This is a genomic window from Marinobacterium sediminicola (assembly GCF_022343685.1).
GTDB lineage: Bacteria > Pseudomonadota > Gammaproteobacteria > Pseudomonadales > Balneatricaceae > Marinobacterium > Marinobacterium sediminicola.
The window spans coordinates 3,113,492-3,129,314 of record NZ_CP092123.1 but is presented as its reverse complement, the minus strand read 5'-3'; the positions used below and the strand labels follow the sequence as shown (position 1 = coordinate 3,129,314).

Sequence of the window (15,823 nt, the reverse complement as noted above, 5' to 3'; positions counted from 1 at the left end):
TCGATCCATGCCATCTCTAATGGTCATGGGCGGACTCACTTACGTGTGAGCCCGCCCTGAGTTGAGCGGTCTGAAATGCCAGGCTAAAGCTCATGAATCATCTGATCCAGATCGATTCGGTGTTCGTCGTGGACATGTTCCAGCAAATGGTCGATGAAGAGTCGGGTTTTGGCTGGCAGGTAGTGTCTTGACGAGTAGTAAATCATGACCTGAATGGGGTCGGCTTCATATTCTTTCAGTATGCGGCGGAAGCAGCCCTGTTCGATACAGGTCTCGGCGTATCCAATGCCGACGGCAGCAATGCCCATCCCCATTTCCACGGCTTTCATTGCCGCTGACATGTTGTTAACGATCAGGTTTCCCCGAGGTTCAATCTGAATCAGTTCACCGTTGACCCGGAAGTTCCAGGTTTTCTTTCTGCCTGTGGTAGAGGAGCGGTAGGCGATACAGTTGTGCCCTGAGAGCTGTTCGGGCGTTTCCGGTTCGCCATGTTTTTCCACATATTCACAGCTGGCAACCAGTACCGGTTGAAGCGGGTAGAAGTCACGTGCAATCAGGCGGCTGTCCTGACTTAACATGACACCAATGCCGACATCCGCTCCCTCCTTGACCAGATCACCGATACGATCATCGAATGTAAGATCAAGCTCAATATCGGGGTATTTATCCAGAAAAGAGGGAATCAATGGAAGCACGACCATGCGTCCAAAACTGTCCGGCAGGTTAACTTTCAAGCGTCCATGGGGCGCCTTGTGTTTGTCGGTGCTGAGTCGAATCTGATCCTCCAGTTGCTCAACCAGATGCCCCGTTCTTTTATACAACTCATGGCCGTCCTCGGTCAGAGTGAGCGAATGCGTGGTTCTGTGAAACAGGCGCAGCTCCAGGTTTTTCTCCAGCTGTGCGACTGCCTTGCTGATGGCGGCCGATGAAACACCAAGCTGGCGGGCAGCCGCTGAAAAGTTACCGTTCTTCACGACCGCGATGAAAACGTTAAGCTGATTAGGGATCATGGTTGGCTATCCGGGGCATTTTCAACCGTGTCACAGCCCTGCATGAGGGCTGTGTCGACAGGTCAAGATTTTGGCTCGAAGTCATTGGCGCTATGACGTTCAGCCAGCTGAAGCGACTCCTCACCCCAGACTCGGTTAACCCTGCGTCCACGTTGTACTGCCGGACGCTCGAAAATTTCGTCAGCCCAGCGCTGAACGTGAGGGTAGTCTGAAACCGAGAGAAATTCCGCTGCATTGTACAGGCCGCCTCTGACCAGAACGCCATACCAGGGCCAGATGGCGATGTCTGCAATGCTGTACTCATTACCGGCGATAAAAGGACGTTCGGCGAGCAGGCGATCAAGCACATCCAGTTGGCGCTTCGTTTCCATGGTAAAACGGTTAATCGGGTATTCAAACTTTTCAGGTGCGTAGGCATAAAAATGTCCGAAACCGCCTCCCAGATAGGGGGCCGATCCCATCTGCCAGAACAGCCAGTTCATCACCTCGGTTCGCGCCTGAGGCTCTTGTGGCAGAAAGGCACCGAACTTCTCAGCCAGGTAGAGCAGGATCGAACCGGACTCAAAAACACGGATCGGGCTTTCACCGCTGTAATCAACCAGAGCGGGAATCTTAGAGTTCGGGTTGACCTCAACGAAGCCGCTTGAAAACTGGTCGCCCTCACTGATGCGAATCAGCCAGGCGTCATATTCAGCACCCTCAAGGCCCAACTGCAGCAGTTCTTCCAGCAGAACCGTTACCTTGACGCCGTTAGGAGTGGCCAGTGAGTACAACTGTAATGGATGCTGGCCTTTGGGAAGGGCCTTGTCGTGAGTTGCACCGGCAACCGGACGGTTGATATTGGCAAACTCGCCACCGTTTGCGCTGTCCCAACGCCATACTCGGGGAGGGGTGTATTGCATGCTCATGGATCACTCCTTCAGACGCGCTTGATGAAAGATGGATATGACGATGAAGGCATCCTGTCTGGTTCACCCTGACGAGTGGCGCATGCCTGAGGCCGCTGATGTCAGGCTCTGTCGTTCATCGTGCTGAATGCTTTACGGTGACTCCTGGATAAGAACAGACTACGACAGCCTGAATTGTGGTTGTAGTGGTACAGCGCTTTAAATGGTTTCAACTTATGGTTTTCACCAGCTCTTGATTATTCTGGCTTGTTGGAAAAACAAGTTGCCTCTCGAATCAGCTGCCTGATGGCCTCAAAACGGACCGGCAGTTTGCGGTTACGCTTACCGATGAGATACAGCGGTTGCTTCACTGCCTGTGCGGGAGTGTGGATGACCAGCCTGTCTTTGTGCGGGAAATTGTGAATCGCAGGCTGAGGCAGTACGGTAAAACCGATGCCTTTGGCGACAGGCAGCAGAATCTGGTGTAGCTGATTGATGTAACCAACCTTGGGTAACTGATGAATATCCAGATTTTCCAGCTGCGGGATGCCGCACATCGAACAGTACAGCTCCAGATAGTGCAGGGCGTCCGGGTGGTCGATCAGCCCCAGTGCGTGCAGCCTGTCCGGAATGCCAGGAAGGGTACTGTCCACATCTGGCAGGATCAACGAAAGAGTCTCAAAGCCCAGTGGTTCAACCTCATAAAGTCCGGGCGTGGGCGGGCTGGTGACCAGGCCAAGGTCGATGGTCCCTTCACTGACATGCTGGAGAATCCGCTGATTGGGAGCAGCTTCAAGTTCAATCGTGAGCCCGGGATGCTGTACCTGCATGTCGAGCAGCGCGGGGTAGAGTTCCATAGCCATAGCACCTGAACAGGCAAGCCGGCACAGCCCGCTATGTGGATCGTCTGCACCCAGTTGAGTCAGAAGCTCTGCCTCTTTCTGCTGCAACTCAATCGCATATTGATAAACCGAGCGTCCCTGTTCAGTAAGCTCGAATCCCTTGCCTTCTCGACGCAGCAACATATGGCCGCAGGCTTGTTCCAGCTTGCGGATATGTTGGCTGACGCCGGGTTGGGTCATGTGCAGTTTCTCGGCCGTTTGAGTGAAGTGACCGATTTCGACCAGCGTACGAAAGGTTGTGAGCCAGACAGGGTTTAACATTTAATAACCAATTATTATCAAAATTAAAATAAATGATAATTTCAAATCATATTGGCTCCTGTCTAGTCTTGTTACACGTTTAATGACACCGAATCAGGAGTGAAACATGAATCCTTATCCACGTTCCTTTTCGCATATCGGTATCTCCGTGCCGGACCTGGAAAAAGCCGTCGAGTTTTATACCCAGGTAATGGGCTGGTATCTGATCATGGAGCCAACCGAGATCATCGAAGATGATTCTGCTATCGGCGAGATGTGCACCGATGTGTTTGGCGAAGGCTGGGAACGATTTCGCATTGCCCACCTGTCCACCGGTGATCGTATAGGGGTCGAGCTGTTTGAGTTCAAAAATCAGGAAAATCCCGAGAACAATTTTGAATACTGGAAAACCGGTGTATTCCACTTCTGCGTACAGGACCCGAATCTGGAAGAGCTTGCCGACAGAATCGTTGCTGCCGGCGGTAAAAAGCGTATGCCGGCGCCGCGATACTACTATCCCGGTGAGAAGCCTTACCGCATGATCTATATGGAAGACCCCTTCGGTAATATCGTCGAGATCTATAGCCATAGCTATGAGCTGCATTACGCCAGTGGCGCCTACAAGGGATAACTGACGGGGAATGTTGATATGAAAGGGTGTAATGCCCAGCACGAGTCGAGTTGGCATTCACCCCCCGTTGTGGATGCCGGTACAGCGTTTAATCCTGTAGGAACTTGAATTATGGCTTGGTTTCAACTTTTTTTCATAACGGTTCCAAAGCTGAAAGGGGTACACCTGCAGACCGGCTTCTGATGCAATGGGCATCGGTTTGTGCAAACAGGCTTAAGGCTCTGTGGCCTGTATTTTATCGAATGAGCGAGGAATTATATGACTGACCTCTTTACGCCCGTACAGCTCGGTGCCGTCACACTGAGTAATCGAGTGCTGATGGCGCCACTGACCCGCTGCCGCGCGGATGCGGATCATGTGCCCACGGATCTGATGGCTGAGCATTACGCCCAGCGCGCGTCTGCTGGGTTGATCATCGCCGAGGCGACAATGGCAATGGAAGGCTGTTCGGCGTTCTGGCGTGAGCCGGGTATCTATTCCGAGGCTCAGGTTGCCGGCTGGAGAAAAGTGACCGATGCCGTACATGCCAAAGGGGGCAGGATCTTTCTGCAGATCTGGCACGGTGGCCGTGCGTGCCACCCGCTGCTGAATGAAGGGCGTGAGCCGGTTGCGCCCAGTGCCATCGCCATTACCAACGATCAGGTGCATACACCGGAAGGCAAACAGCCCTACACCGTGCCGCGTGAGCTGCACGATGATGAGATCCCGGCCATCGTTGAAGGCTTCAAGAAAGCAGCTGAAAACGCCAAGCGTGCGGGATTTGATGGTGTAGAGGTGCATGGCGCCAACGGCTATCTGCTGGATGAGTTCCTGCGTGATGGGGCCAATCATCGTGAAGGCCCTTACGGCGGCTCAATCGAGAATCGTGCCCGTTTGCTGCTCGAAGTGCTGGAAGTCGTGACTCAGGTATGGGGTGGTGACCGTGTTGGTTTGCGACTGTCTCCTTTGAACAGCTTCAATAGCATGAAAGACAGCGATCCGGTGGGACTGGTGACCTGGCTGGCCGAGCGGCTCAATGATTTTGATCTGGCCTATTTGCACCTGATGCGCGGTGACTTCTTCGGAGAGCAGCAAGCGGATGTGATTACGCCGGTGCGAGCGCGCTATCGCGGCAAGCTGATTCTGAATATGGGGTATACCGGTGATGAAGCCAGTTCCGCGGTGGCTGCGGGTCAGGCAGACGCCATCGCATTTGGCGTGCCTTTCATTGCCAACCCGGATCTGCCGGAGCGCCTGAAAATTGGAGCAGAATTGAATAAGGCTGATCCGGCTACCTTCTACTCGCCGGGAGCTGAAGGCTATACGGATTATCCGGTCATGGAAGAACGGGCGAATGCCTGACTGAACGAAATGCGGGAGCCTATGCTTCCGCTTTTTTCATGAGATGGCGCCCCAGGCAGGACTCTAACCTGCGACCTGCCCCTTAGGAGGGGGGAGGTTTGGCTGTTTCGGGGTGTTTCATGAAATATCAGGTTGTCTCATGACGTATCAAAAATAATATATAAAACAGTATCTTAAGATTTTTTGCCTGACTCAGGCTGTCTCTTCAACTCTCAATAAAACTCGCGCTATACTGTGCTGGGTGGTGGGCCGCTTGGTGGGCCGCTGATAGGCCAAATATCTGTTGAGCAGAGCACAGCATGACGCAGCACGTACTCAGTTCTCATCGTGAGATTCAGGCACTGAAACCCTCAGGCCACAAAACAGTGGAGCGCTTTCGAGTGTCCTCGCGGCACGGTGCGGGTTTATATATCGAACTGCGCGGAGACCGGGTCAGCAAGCGTTGGGTTTACCGGTTCAGGCTCGGTAACAAGCGACCTGACTATGTGATTGGTACGTTTCCATCGGTTAGCCTGAAACAGGCCAGAGAGATGCACGGCCAAGCTGTGCAGCTGGTCAAGCAGGGCATTGACCCTCGTTACTACCGCGCCGCAGAAGTGGCCAGAAACACACAGGCCTGGACGATGCAGGAAGCGTATTCGCATTGGATACAGCACTATGCATCGAGTCAAGGACGTAGCGGGTACCCGCCAACGGAGAAAACCGTCAACCAGATGCAGCGTCGGTGGCGCTTACATCTGCAAGATGAGTTGGCGTCGTTTCGGGTCATGGACCTGACGCGACCAAAACTCATCGAAGTGCTATCAACAGCGGCCAGCAAGGCGCGAGAGGAGGCCAGGCAGTGTCTGAGCCTTTTAAAGGCACTGCTCGAATACTGTGAGGACATGGAGCAGATCGAGGAAAGCCCGGCAGCGACTATTACTCCGAAGAAGATCAAAGCGCGCCCCTCACCTCCGAAGAAGCGTTTTCTCACCTTGCCGGAGCTTAGGCAGCTACTTATCGTTCTGGACCAAGGGGCCGGACGAGCCAGTCCCAGTACCTGCAATGCGATCAAACTGATTATCGCAACGGGGGCGAGGCGGAGTGAGGTTTCTCAGCTTTGCTGGTCGGAGCTGGATCTTGAAAACGGTGTTTGGACATTACCGGGCCATCGCGTCAAAACTCGACAGGAACGGCGCATTAAACTCTCTCAGTATGCACTGGACGTGCTGCGCCTGCAGCGACAATTCAGTCACTCAGAATATGTGTTTGAGTCGCCACGTAAATGTGGAGCGCCAATAGGCATTGATGTGCTGACCAGAGCGGTCAAACGTTTTCAGGGGCGTGATGCGAAGGAGCAGAATCTGAAAGCGCCACTGGCACATTTAGAATCTTTCGGGGTGCATGATCTGCGCAGAACAGTGACCACTGCATGGACGGATCATCTTGATGTAGACAAGTTGCTGGCTGATGTAATGATCGGTCACTCGGAGCCACGTCTGATCGCTACGTATAACCGTGCGGACCGGTGGCCGATGCAGGTACGAGTCTGGGATCGATGGGGTGAAACGCTAACACGACTGACGTCTGATCAGCACGGGCAGGGTGAAATAGCGCATAACACCAATGTAATTCACGTGCAGTTTGGAAATCGGTAATCGACTGAATACCAATTCAATGGTGTCCGAACTGAACAGAGGCCGTTAGTTAGGCCTCTTTGGTATGGTTTTTGTCACGAAGAGCGCGCCACTGATCGGCTCCGAGCCTGATCCATTCCTGGATCTCTGACTCCCGCCACGACACTCGCCCACCCGAGATTCGGACACGCTGCGGAAACTCTCCGGCCTCCATCTGTCGGTAAATGGTTGCCCGGGAGATCCCAGTCACGTTAACCACATCATTGATATTCATCATTCGATCCAGCATACCCACCTCAATCAAGAACAAATAGCTACTATGATCCACTTGCAGGCCGTCTCGCCCAGCAGATGCGGATGTACATTATTTTGATATGAAAATTGCACCGTTTGGGCTCGTCAAAGTGACAAAAAACCGCAAAAAATCGGTGATGAATATCTGAAGTCGCGTGGTTTTGTGGATATTTACTGTCGACTTGCAAAGGAATCGAATAGGTATCGGGGGCAGGTCAGCTTTTCGAGGGATTTAGAGCGCAGCGTGATTCCGTGATGATTCTCAACTGTTTCTGATTATACTGATGGCATGAAGCATTCAGAGATTGGCCTGAACATTAGAACCTATGATGAAGAGGGAAAAAGCCACTCCCACGACCATCATCAGCTTGTACTCCCCTTAGTGGGAAAGTTGTCTTTGTCAATCGATGCAATGGACGGAGAGGTAGCTCAGCATCGAGCGGCCATCATTCCGTCGGGGAGTGGTCATGGGTATTGTGCGACCGAATATAACCGGTTTTTGGTTGCCGACGTGCCAGAGGGTTTAGCCCCGGCGCTAGACAAGCTACCTTGCTTCGTGGACCTAGATCCAGCATTGCTCCACTACATCCAGTTCCTTCACGCACAGCTTCAAAATGGGACTGAGTCAGATTTCACCCAGCATCAAATGTTGCTTCTTCTGATTCAGTTACTTCAGGAGCGGCACGGAAGCCAGTTGAAGCTGGACCGCAGAGTGCTCGCAGCCAAACAATATCTCGATGACCATTTTAGCCAACCATTATCCCTGTCGGATGCAGCGGCGGTGGCACATCTGAGCATTCGGCAGCTGAACGATCTTTTCCGGCGCCAAGTCGGAATGACACCGCATCAATACCTCACGGAGCTGCGAATGAAAGAGGCTTGGCGGCTTTTGGAGCAGTCAGACCTCAGTATCCAGCGAGTTGCTGATGCCGTCGGTTACTCCTCGTTATCTTCCTTCAGTGACCGGTTCAGAGTCCACTTCGGTAAGTCGCCCAGACACTTCCGCCGTATTTCGAAATAGTTCCGCCAAGATTCAAAAGAACCTTTTACCCGCCCTAGATACCCTCTTTCGAAATTATTCAAACATGAGCATTTCGGGGAGGGTTGCATGGCATCTGTTAAAGCGGCGACGTGGATCGGTTCAATTTCCGTTCTGTTTTGGGGCACTCTGGCGCTGCTGACCAAGCTTTCTGGTGGAGAGATTCCCGAGTTCCAGCTTATGGCCATGACCTTCGGCATCGCGTTTCTGCTGATGTGCTGCCGCTGGCTGCTGTCCGGGCATACGGGCGTGCGGTATTTAAGCCAATCACCGCTCGCGTGGTGCATAGGTGTTGTCGGCTTGTTCGGTTATCACTTTGCCTATTTCAAGGCCATGACGCTGGCACCAGCCGTTGAAGTGAGCCTTCTGGCTTACCTTTGGCCTTTGCTGATCGTTCTGCTTTCCGCTCTCTTGCCGGGCGAAAAATTACGAATTCAGTACATCGTTGGGGCCGTGGTTGCCTTGGCTGGTTGCTGGCTGTTGATCAGCCGAAATACGGACGGGTTTGCCTGGGAGAATCTGCCGGGCTACGTGGTTGCTCTGTCTTGTGCGCTGATTTGGTCCTCTTACTCCGTTCTTAGCAGGCTGGTTCGCACAGTGCCAACAGATGCTGTGGGCTGGTTCTGTGGTGTTACAGCCATTCTGGCTCTGATCTGCCACCTATTGTGGGAGGAAACGGTATGGCCTGAGGGCGAGATGCAATGGATTGGTCTGGTCGGGCTGGGCCTTGGGCCGGTTGGCATCGCATTCTTCACTTGGGACTATGGTGTGAAACACGGGAACATCCAGTTACTGGGAACCCTTGCATACAGTGCGCCACTGATTTCAGTGATCCTGTTGATCTTTGCCGGATATGGTGAGGCTACATTTGCGGTGTTGAGTGCCAGCATTCTGATCGTCATTGGCTCTTTGATCGCTGGGCGAGCGAAAAGCCGGGCGGTCGCCGAGCCCGAAATGTTAACTGACTGATTACTTCAAAGGAGCAGCGAGATGATTACTTGGGACGATTTCGAGAAAATTGAATTGCGTATCGGAACCATTATTGACGTGGCGGATTTCCCCGAAGCGCGCAAGCCTGCCTATAAACTGCGGGTGGATTTCGGGCTGGATATTGGTATCCGTAAGTCGAGTGCTCAGCTCACGAGTCTGTATGACAAGGAATAACTCATAGGTAAACAGGTTCTTGCTGTTACCAATTTTCCGCCCAAGCAGATTGTAGTGGTTCAATGATTCCGGACACCAACGTAGGTGGTAAGATCACCACCATTAACGAGGTGTCTGATGACCAGAAAGCGACGTTCCTTTACTCCGGAATTCAAGCAGGAAGCAGCCAGCCTGGTGCTGGATCAAGGTTACACCATCGCCCAGGCGAGTACGTCCTTGGGCGTGGGTGAAAGCTCTTTGCGGCGCTGGGTTCAGCAACTGACGGATGAGCGTGAAGGCATTACCCCGAAGGGCAAGGCTTTAACCCCGGAGCAGCGCCGTATTCAGGAGCTGGAAGCTCGCTGCAAACGCCTTGAACAAGAGAAAGACATACTAAAAAAGGCTACCGCTCTCTTGATGTCGGACGACATGAATCGTACGCGCTGATAGACCAGTTGAGTGAGCACATGCCTGTTGAAATGGTCTGCAATGCGTTCGATATCAGCCGCTCCAGCTATTACGAGTACCGCCAACGGCGGAACCATATAGACATTGAGCGTCTGGTCCTGAAGGCTCAGGTAAATCGCCTGTTTACCAAGAGCCGCAGTTCTGCTGGCAGCCGAACAATCAAAGGCATGCTCAGCGAGGAAGGCGTTGTTATTGGTCGATTCAAGGTTCGACGACTGATGAGCGAGCTGGGGCTGATCTGTAAGCAACCAGGCCCTCACGCCTACAAGCAGGCCACCCTTGAGCGACCAGACATCCCGACCATCTGGCCCGTGAATTTACAGTAGAACGGCCCAATCAGGCGTGGTGTGGAGACATTACCTACATCTGGAGCGGCCAGCGGTGGAGCTATCTTGCTGTCGTACTGGATCTGTATGCACGGCGTGTTGTTGGTTGGGCAATGTCCTCCAGCCAGGATGCCGACCTGGTTGTCAAAGCTCTGGACCACGCCTGGGAGCAACGCGGTCAACCAGAAAAAGTCATGTTCCACTCGGATCAGGGGAGCCAGTATGCCAGCCGTAAGTTCCGCCAGAGGCTCTGGCGTTATCGAATGACACAAAGCATGAGCCGGCGTGGCAACTGCTGGGATAACGCCCCGATGGAGAGGCTGTTCCGGAGCCTGAAATCTGAATGGATGCCGGCTCTGGGGTATCGGAACCTGCTCGAGGCTAAAAAGGATGTGGGTGGCTATCTGATGGACTACTACAACCGGCAACGACCTCACGCATTCAACAACGGTATTTCACCCGTTGTCGCAGAGGAGAACCTTAAAATACTGTCCGGGATTAGTTGACCACTACAGTCTGCAGGTTTTGGAGAAAATAAGCTCTTCTAATGAGGTGACAAAAGAGAAGCAGTTTGGGTAATTTTTATAACGAGTGCTTGGGTAATCCTCCCCTTTTTGCGTGTTGTCTTCGCTCAGCTGAATTCACCCATCTCAATTGCATCCAGAACACGGGATACCAGTTGCCGTCCTGTAAACGTGTCGAACAGATCCCCGGGCTTGCTACCGCCGAGTGCCGTGATGGGCTGATGCAGCCACTCCTGCGCTCGTTGCTCTGATTCCCATACATCCGTGACTTTCTGTAGCAGCCTCACTGTATCGAGAAATTGTTCCGAATCGGACAGGTTCAGGTGTGGTGTGTTGAGCAGGACTTCACATTGGGTTGGTGGAACACCCAATGCATATGCGATCAGGGCCTGTTGACCCGTTGTATCAATGACGAGCCGTACCCAGTGTCCCGGCACACCGCGTCTGCAGCAGCGGATGAACTCCCAGGGGTTTTGCAGTAATTCAGAAGGGATAACCCCAAAGACGAGATTGCTCCTGCTATTGGATTTCATTCGCTGATCCTGATTGATGCGGGTTACAAAGGCGCTGGCACTTGCTGAGTCTGTCTCTGATTAGATTAATACATACAGCACATAAATCATTGCAACACCCTGATGTTCTTGAACGTTCGGGTGGTTTCTATGATGATGAAGTAAGAAGCAATAGTAAGCTGTGAGTAAAAGCCGCATGAAGGCAAAGGCGCATACCAGTACTCTCGCCAAATTTGTGGTTGGCATTGGTGCATCGGCGGGTGGGCTGGAGGCGATCCGGCCGCTGTTGGCCCAGCTCAGGCCTGCCGGTACCACCGCCTATGTGATTGCCCAGCACATGTCGCCCCAGCATCGCAGTATGCTGGTTGAAATTCTTGCCAAGGAGTGTCCGATCACGGTGGTTGAGGCCAGTGATGGGGCGCCACTTCAAGCGGATATTGTGTACATCAGCCCACCCAACCGTGACGTGCTGGTGCACGATGGAAAAGTGTTGCTTCATGAGCTTGATCGTGACGTTGGCCCCAAGCCCTCGATCGACACCCTGCTTATCTCCATTGCTGAAAGCTTCGCCGAAAAAGGTGCCGGCATCATTTTGTCAGGTACAGGCTCCGATGGCAGTCATGGCTGCCGGGCTATCCGCGCTGCTGGCGGGCTGACCATCGCGCAGACTCCGAAAACGGCTAAATATGACGGCATGCCGAATGCGGCGATTCGGTCGGATGCCGTGGACATTATCCTGGAGCCGGCGGAAATCGGTCGAAATTTGCCGGATATCCTGCAGAGAGCTCAGGGCGACCAGATTCTGCTCGAGGAGCATGGTGGGGATGAGTCTAGTGCCTACGATGCATTGCTGCGCGAGATCTATCAGGCCACTAAGGTGGATTTCAGCGAATACAAGAAAGCGACTCTGCTTCGCCAGACCAATCGTCGACTGACGAGCCTGAGGTTGTCTTCGTTCGCGGACTATCTGCAATATATCCATGAGGATCCTGATGAGCTGCAGCGGCTGAAAAAGAGCTTTCTGATCTCAGTGACCAGTTTCTTTCGCGACGGGGATGCCTTTGACAGCTTGAAAGTTATACTGGAGCAGATGCTTCAAAAGCGGATCAGTAATCGCCGGGTGCGTATCTGGGTGCCCGGTTGTGCCACTGGGGAGGAGGCTTATAGCTTCGCCATACTCTTGCACGAGATTCTCGGCAACCGAGTCGAGGGCTACAGCATCAACATCTTTGGCACCGATATCGACCTCGTGGCCACGGAGATTGCTCGCAAGGGGGTATATTCGGCTGCCGCTTTAGAGGCGCTGGATCCGGGGCTGCTGGATAAGTATTTCGTCAAGGAGGGACGTAATTACAAGGTCAGCAAACGTATCCGCGATATGTGCGTGTTCGCCCGCCATGATCTGGTCAGCGATCCGCCGTTTCTACGGATGAACCTGATTAGCTGCCGTAATTTGTTGATCTACCTGCAGAACAGCCTGCAGGACAAGCTCATCAACAATTTTCACTATTCATTGGCATCTCAGGGCATCCTGTTTCTGGGTAAGTCGGAGTCGATTAGCCGCGCCCGCAGCGGGCTTTTTCATGCGCTGGACGAGCGCAACAAGATTTTCGAGCGCCGGGACGGCGTCAAAACTCGGGCAATCATCGGGGCTTTCGATCCGCTGATCGTCAAGGAGCTGGCTGCCGAGTCGCGCAGGCCTCCACTGGAACTGAAGAAGGAGGCGGTCAACCGCTGTCTGCTGAAGGCCTATGCGCCACCGAGTGTCTTGATCAACAGCGATTATCAGCCGCTGCACTTTTTCGGTGATACCAGTGCCATGCTGACCATTCCAGAAGGCATGGCAGATTTTAACCTGTTGGCGCTGGTGCCGGAGGAGATGCGCACCGAGCTAAGGGCTTTGCTGTACCGTGCACAAAACAGTAGCCATGAAGGACCGATCGAGCATCCGATTACCCTGCAATTGGATGGGAAGCGCACGGCACTGAAGGTGGTCGTGCGGCCTATCCGTACCGAGGACAATCAGGAATCTCTCTTGCTGGTTTCGTTTGAACCACCGCGGGTGCTGTTGGCAGCCGATACAGACGAGGCTGCCGGGGACCACAACACCCGTGCCCGAATTGAGGCACTGGAAAGCGACCTGTCCAGTACTCGCGAGCATTTGCAGGCCGTGATCGAGGAGCTGGAAGCCTCCAACGAGGAGCTGCAGTCTCTGAATGAAGAGTTGCAGGCCGCCACCGAGGAGCTGCAATCCTCCAACGAGGAGCTGAGCACGACCAACGAGGAACTCCAGGCGTCCAACGAGGAGCTGACCACCCTTAATGATGAGTTGCAGGCCAAGTCGGAGGAGCTGGGTCTGCTCAATTCGACGCTGAACAACATTCAGAGCTCGATCAATATGGGCCTGGTGGTGCTTGACGAAGATCTGCGAATTTTGCGTTATACCCCTCGTGCGGTGCGGGTATTCGGGATCACGCCTGATGATATCGGGCGCCGTATTCAGCAGATCTCAACCCGTATGAGAATCGACAACTTTGCCGATGTGCTCGATCAAGTGGTGCGCAATCGCGAGGCCGCCACGCTCGAAGTGTCGAATGAGCAGGAAACCTATATCATCAATGCCTCGCCCTACCTGGTGGCCGACAACTGCATTGCCGGGGTTATCCTTACCTTCTCCGACATCACCGAACTGTCCAGGACCCGGCAGCAGAGGGCAGCGGCAGAGAGCAAGTTCCGCTTGATTGCGGACTCGCTGCATGAAGTGGTTTGGATGAGCTCACGCGACTTCAGTGAACTTCTGTATATCAGTCCGGCCTTCCGACACTACATGGGCTTGGCCGAGCATATCCGCATAGGTCAGGTAGCGACGTATCTGGATGCCATCCACCCGGACGATCGGGCAACCTTCGAACAGGCCGTGCAGCAGGATACCTGGGACGTCAAGTACCGGCTCCAGACCAAAACCGGCAGCACCCTGTGGTTGCAGGACAGGGGCGGCCGCTTCTATGACGAAGCCAATCAGTGTGAGATCTTGATCGGCAGTGCCATCGACATCACTCAAGCAACAGCCTTTGCGCATCAGCTGCAATACAGCGAAGAGAAATTCCGTACGGTGTTTGAAAGCTCCAACGTGGGGATTGTGCTCAGTGATGAGGGCGGTGAGATCCTTGAGGCCAACGCCTTTTTCTGTGGCTGGCTGGGGCTTGACTCTGACACCGTTCGAGGTCGTTCGTTGTCCGACTTCGTGCACTCCGACGACCTTGGCAAGGATGCAGGGCTACTCCAGCAGCTGCTCGCGGGTCAGATTGGCAGTTACAAGACTGAGAAGCGCTATCAGGGGCTGAACGATGAGTTGCGATACGGTCTGATCGATGTGAGCCAGGCTCGCATGGCTGAAGCGCAAGCGGAGGAAGCGCGCACGGTAGTGATCAGCGTGGTACAGGATATTACCGAGCAGGTGCGTTCGCGTCAGCTGATCGACCGTCAGGCCAACTACGATGCCCTGACGTTACTGCCTAACCGTAACTTGCTTCAGGATCGCCTGGACGAGCTGATCAAGCATGCCAAGCGTTCTGGGGAAATCGTTTTTGTGTTGTTCATTGATCTGGATGGGTTCAAGGAGATCAATGACTCCTTTGGCCACGATATCGGCGATATAGTGCTTAAGGAAGTGGCGAGCCGATTGAGTGCTTCGGTCCGGGAAAGCGATACTGTAGCCCGATTCGGCGGTGATGAGTTCGTGGTGCTGGTCAGCGACAGCAATGATATTAAGGCTGTTGACCAGGTGCTGCATAAAATCCTGACCCGCGTGCATCAACCGATTCTGGTCGGTGAACAGTCGTTCATTATCAGTGCCAGCATCGGTGTGTCTAACGCGCCTCACGACAGTGTCGATGCTGTGACACTGATCCGCTATTCCGACACTGCGATGTACATCGCCAAGCGGGATGGGGGCAATGCATTTACATTTTTCTCTCCGGAGCTGAACGAGCAGGCTCAGTGTCGCCATGATCTTAAGCGCGACATGCAGGCTGCGATCACTGATCACCAGCTGGAGCTGTACTTTCAGCCGATCATTGATCCTCATGGTGAGACGGTCTCTCATGCTGAGGCACTGTTGCGCTGGCAGCATCCGGTCAGAGGTATGATTCCCCCGGGTACCTTCATTCCCATGGCCGAAGAAACGGCGCTGATCGAGGAGATCGACCTCTGGGTGTTTGCCCAGGTGGCGGATTACCTGTCCCGTCACACTGACTATGCAGGAAAGATCTCTTTCAATATGACCGCACGTACCCTGATGAGCACGTCGTTTGGTCAGCTGGTCGAGCAGCATCAGGGAATGCTCGAGAGGATGGTGATCGAGATTACCGAAAGGGTGTTTCACAAGTATCCCGAATCGCTGTCCAGTGTGCTACGTCAGCTTCGGCGCCAGGGTTGCCTGATCAGTCTGGATGATTTCGGCACGGGCTATTCCAACCTGGGACGGATCAAAAGCCTGCCGCTCGACGTTATCAAGCTCGACAAGACGTTCACCGATACCGTTTCTAGCAGTCACAGTAAGTATCCGATTATTGAGGCGGTGTTTAACATTGCCGAAGCGATCGGCAGTCGGGTGATTGTTGAAGGGGTGGAATCAGAAGAACAGAAGCAGTATTTCGAGCAGTTCGACAAGGTACTGATCCAGGGATATTACTACTCCAAACCGCTGCCGGAGAACCGCTTCCTCAAATTTCTCGACCAGATGGCATGAGGCAGGTACTTGGTGCTGCGTAAATGCAGTACAGTGGAAACTGGTTTGGTTACCTGTTTCATAACGCCATAGCATTATGGGCACGCTCAGCCACAGTTAGCTGGTTAGACGTTGGTTAAGTTTCAAAAAAGGGGCGGACA

12 protein-coding genes and 1 pseudogene are annotated in these 15,823 nt (G+C 53.5%); 8 read left to right on the top strand and 5 right to left on the bottom strand.

Features of this window, described 5'->3' with window-relative positions; genetic code table 11:
* Positions 1-83 precede the first annotated feature (83 nt).
* From LN244_RS14280 to LN244_RS14270, 3 genes are all read right to left on the bottom strand, one after another.
* A complete protein-coding gene (locus LN244_RS14280) occupies positions 84-1,010 on the bottom strand; it encodes a LysR family transcriptional regulator (RefSeq protein ID WP_239040445.1) in 927 nt (308 codons plus the stop codon).
* Positions 1,011-1,072: 62 nt separating this feature from the next.
* Positions 1,073-1,918: a glutathione-dependent disulfide-bond oxidoreductase gene (gene yghU, locus LN244_RS14275; protein ID WP_239040444.1), complete on the bottom strand. Its 846-nt coding sequence runs from the start codon at positions 1,916-1,918 to the stop codon at positions 1,073-1,075.
* Positions 1,919-2,154: 236 nt separating this feature from the next.
* Complete coding sequence (locus LN244_RS14270) at positions 2,155-3,060, bottom strand: LysR family transcriptional regulator (RefSeq protein ID WP_239040443.1); 906 nt, start codon at positions 3,058-3,060, stop codon at positions 2,155-2,157.
* A 106-nt stretch (positions 3,061-3,166) separates the two neighbouring features.
* Here LN244_RS14270 and LN244_RS14265 point away from each other — a divergent pair, with 106 nt between their 5' ends.
* The 3 genes from LN244_RS14265 to LN244_RS14255 all read left to right on the top strand — a co-directional run bounded on the left by LN244_RS14265 (position 3,167) and on the right by LN244_RS14255 (position 6,648).
* A complete protein-coding gene (locus LN244_RS14265) occupies positions 3,167-3,670 on the top strand; it encodes a lactoylglutathione lyase family protein (RefSeq protein WP_239040442.1) in 504 nt (167 codons plus the stop codon).
* A gap of 258 nt (positions 3,671-3,928) precedes the next feature.
* Positions 3,929-5,011, top strand: a complete 1,083-nt coding sequence (locus LN244_RS14260) for an alkene reductase (RefSeq protein ID WP_239040441.1) — start codon at positions 3,929-3,931, stop codon at positions 5,009-5,011.
* A 299-nt stretch (positions 5,012-5,310) separates the two neighbouring features.
* A complete protein-coding gene (locus tag LN244_RS14255) occupies positions 5,311-6,648 on the top strand; it encodes a tyrosine-type recombinase/integrase (protein WP_239040440.1) in 1,338 nt (445 codons plus the stop codon).
* Positions 6,649-6,697: 49 nt separating this feature from the next.
* Here the strand turns inward: LN244_RS14255 and LN244_RS14250 are convergent, their stop codons facing one another.
* Positions 6,698-6,916 carry a helix-turn-helix transcriptional regulator gene (locus LN244_RS14250; RefSeq protein WP_239040439.1) on the bottom strand — a complete coding sequence of 73 codons (219 nt, stop codon included), beginning with the start codon at positions 6,914-6,916 and terminating at the stop codon, positions 6,698-6,700.
* A 294-nt stretch (positions 6,917-7,210) separates the two neighbouring features.
* Between LN244_RS14250 and LN244_RS14245 the strand changes: the two genes are divergently transcribed.
* The 4 genes and pseudogenes from LN244_RS14245 (at position 7,211) to LN244_RS14230 (ending at position 10,403) form a co-directional block, all read left to right on the top strand.
* The gene (locus LN244_RS14245; RefSeq protein ID WP_239040438.1) at positions 7,211-7,942 is read left to right on the top strand and encodes an AraC family transcriptional regulator; all 732 of its coding nucleotides are present in this window, start codon (positions 7,211-7,213) and stop codon (positions 7,940-7,942) included.
* Between the two features lie 87 nt (positions 7,943-8,029).
* Positions 8,030-8,929: an aromatic amino acid exporter YddG gene (yddG, locus tag LN244_RS14240; protein ID WP_239040437.1), complete on the top strand. Its 900-nt coding sequence runs from the start codon at positions 8,030-8,032 to the stop codon at positions 8,927-8,929.
* Between the two features lie 21 nt (positions 8,930-8,950).
* Positions 8,951-9,124 (top strand): hypothetical protein, encoded by a 174-nt coding sequence (locus LN244_RS14235; protein ID WP_343774675.1) that lies wholly within the window; start codon positions 8,951-8,953, stop codon positions 9,122-9,124.
* Between the two features lie 117 nt (positions 9,125-9,241).
* Positions 9,242-10,403 (top strand): annotated as a pseudogene (locus LN244_RS14230) (IS3 family transposase).
* Positions 10,404-10,528: 125 nt separating this feature from the next.
* Here LN244_RS14230 and LN244_RS14225 read toward each other — a convergent pair.
* Complete coding sequence (locus LN244_RS14225) at positions 10,529-10,954, bottom strand: antitoxin Xre/MbcA/ParS toxin-binding domain-containing protein (protein WP_239040436.1); 426 nt, start codon at positions 10,952-10,954, stop codon at positions 10,529-10,531.
* Between the two features lie 160 nt (positions 10,955-11,114).
* Here LN244_RS14225 and LN244_RS14220 point away from each other — a divergent pair, with 160 nt between their 5' ends.
* Positions 11,115-15,683, top strand: a complete 4,569-nt coding sequence (locus LN244_RS14220; RefSeq protein ID WP_239040435.1) for an EAL domain-containing protein — start codon at positions 11,115-11,117, stop codon at positions 15,681-15,683.
* Positions 15,684-15,823 lie beyond the last annotated feature (140 nt).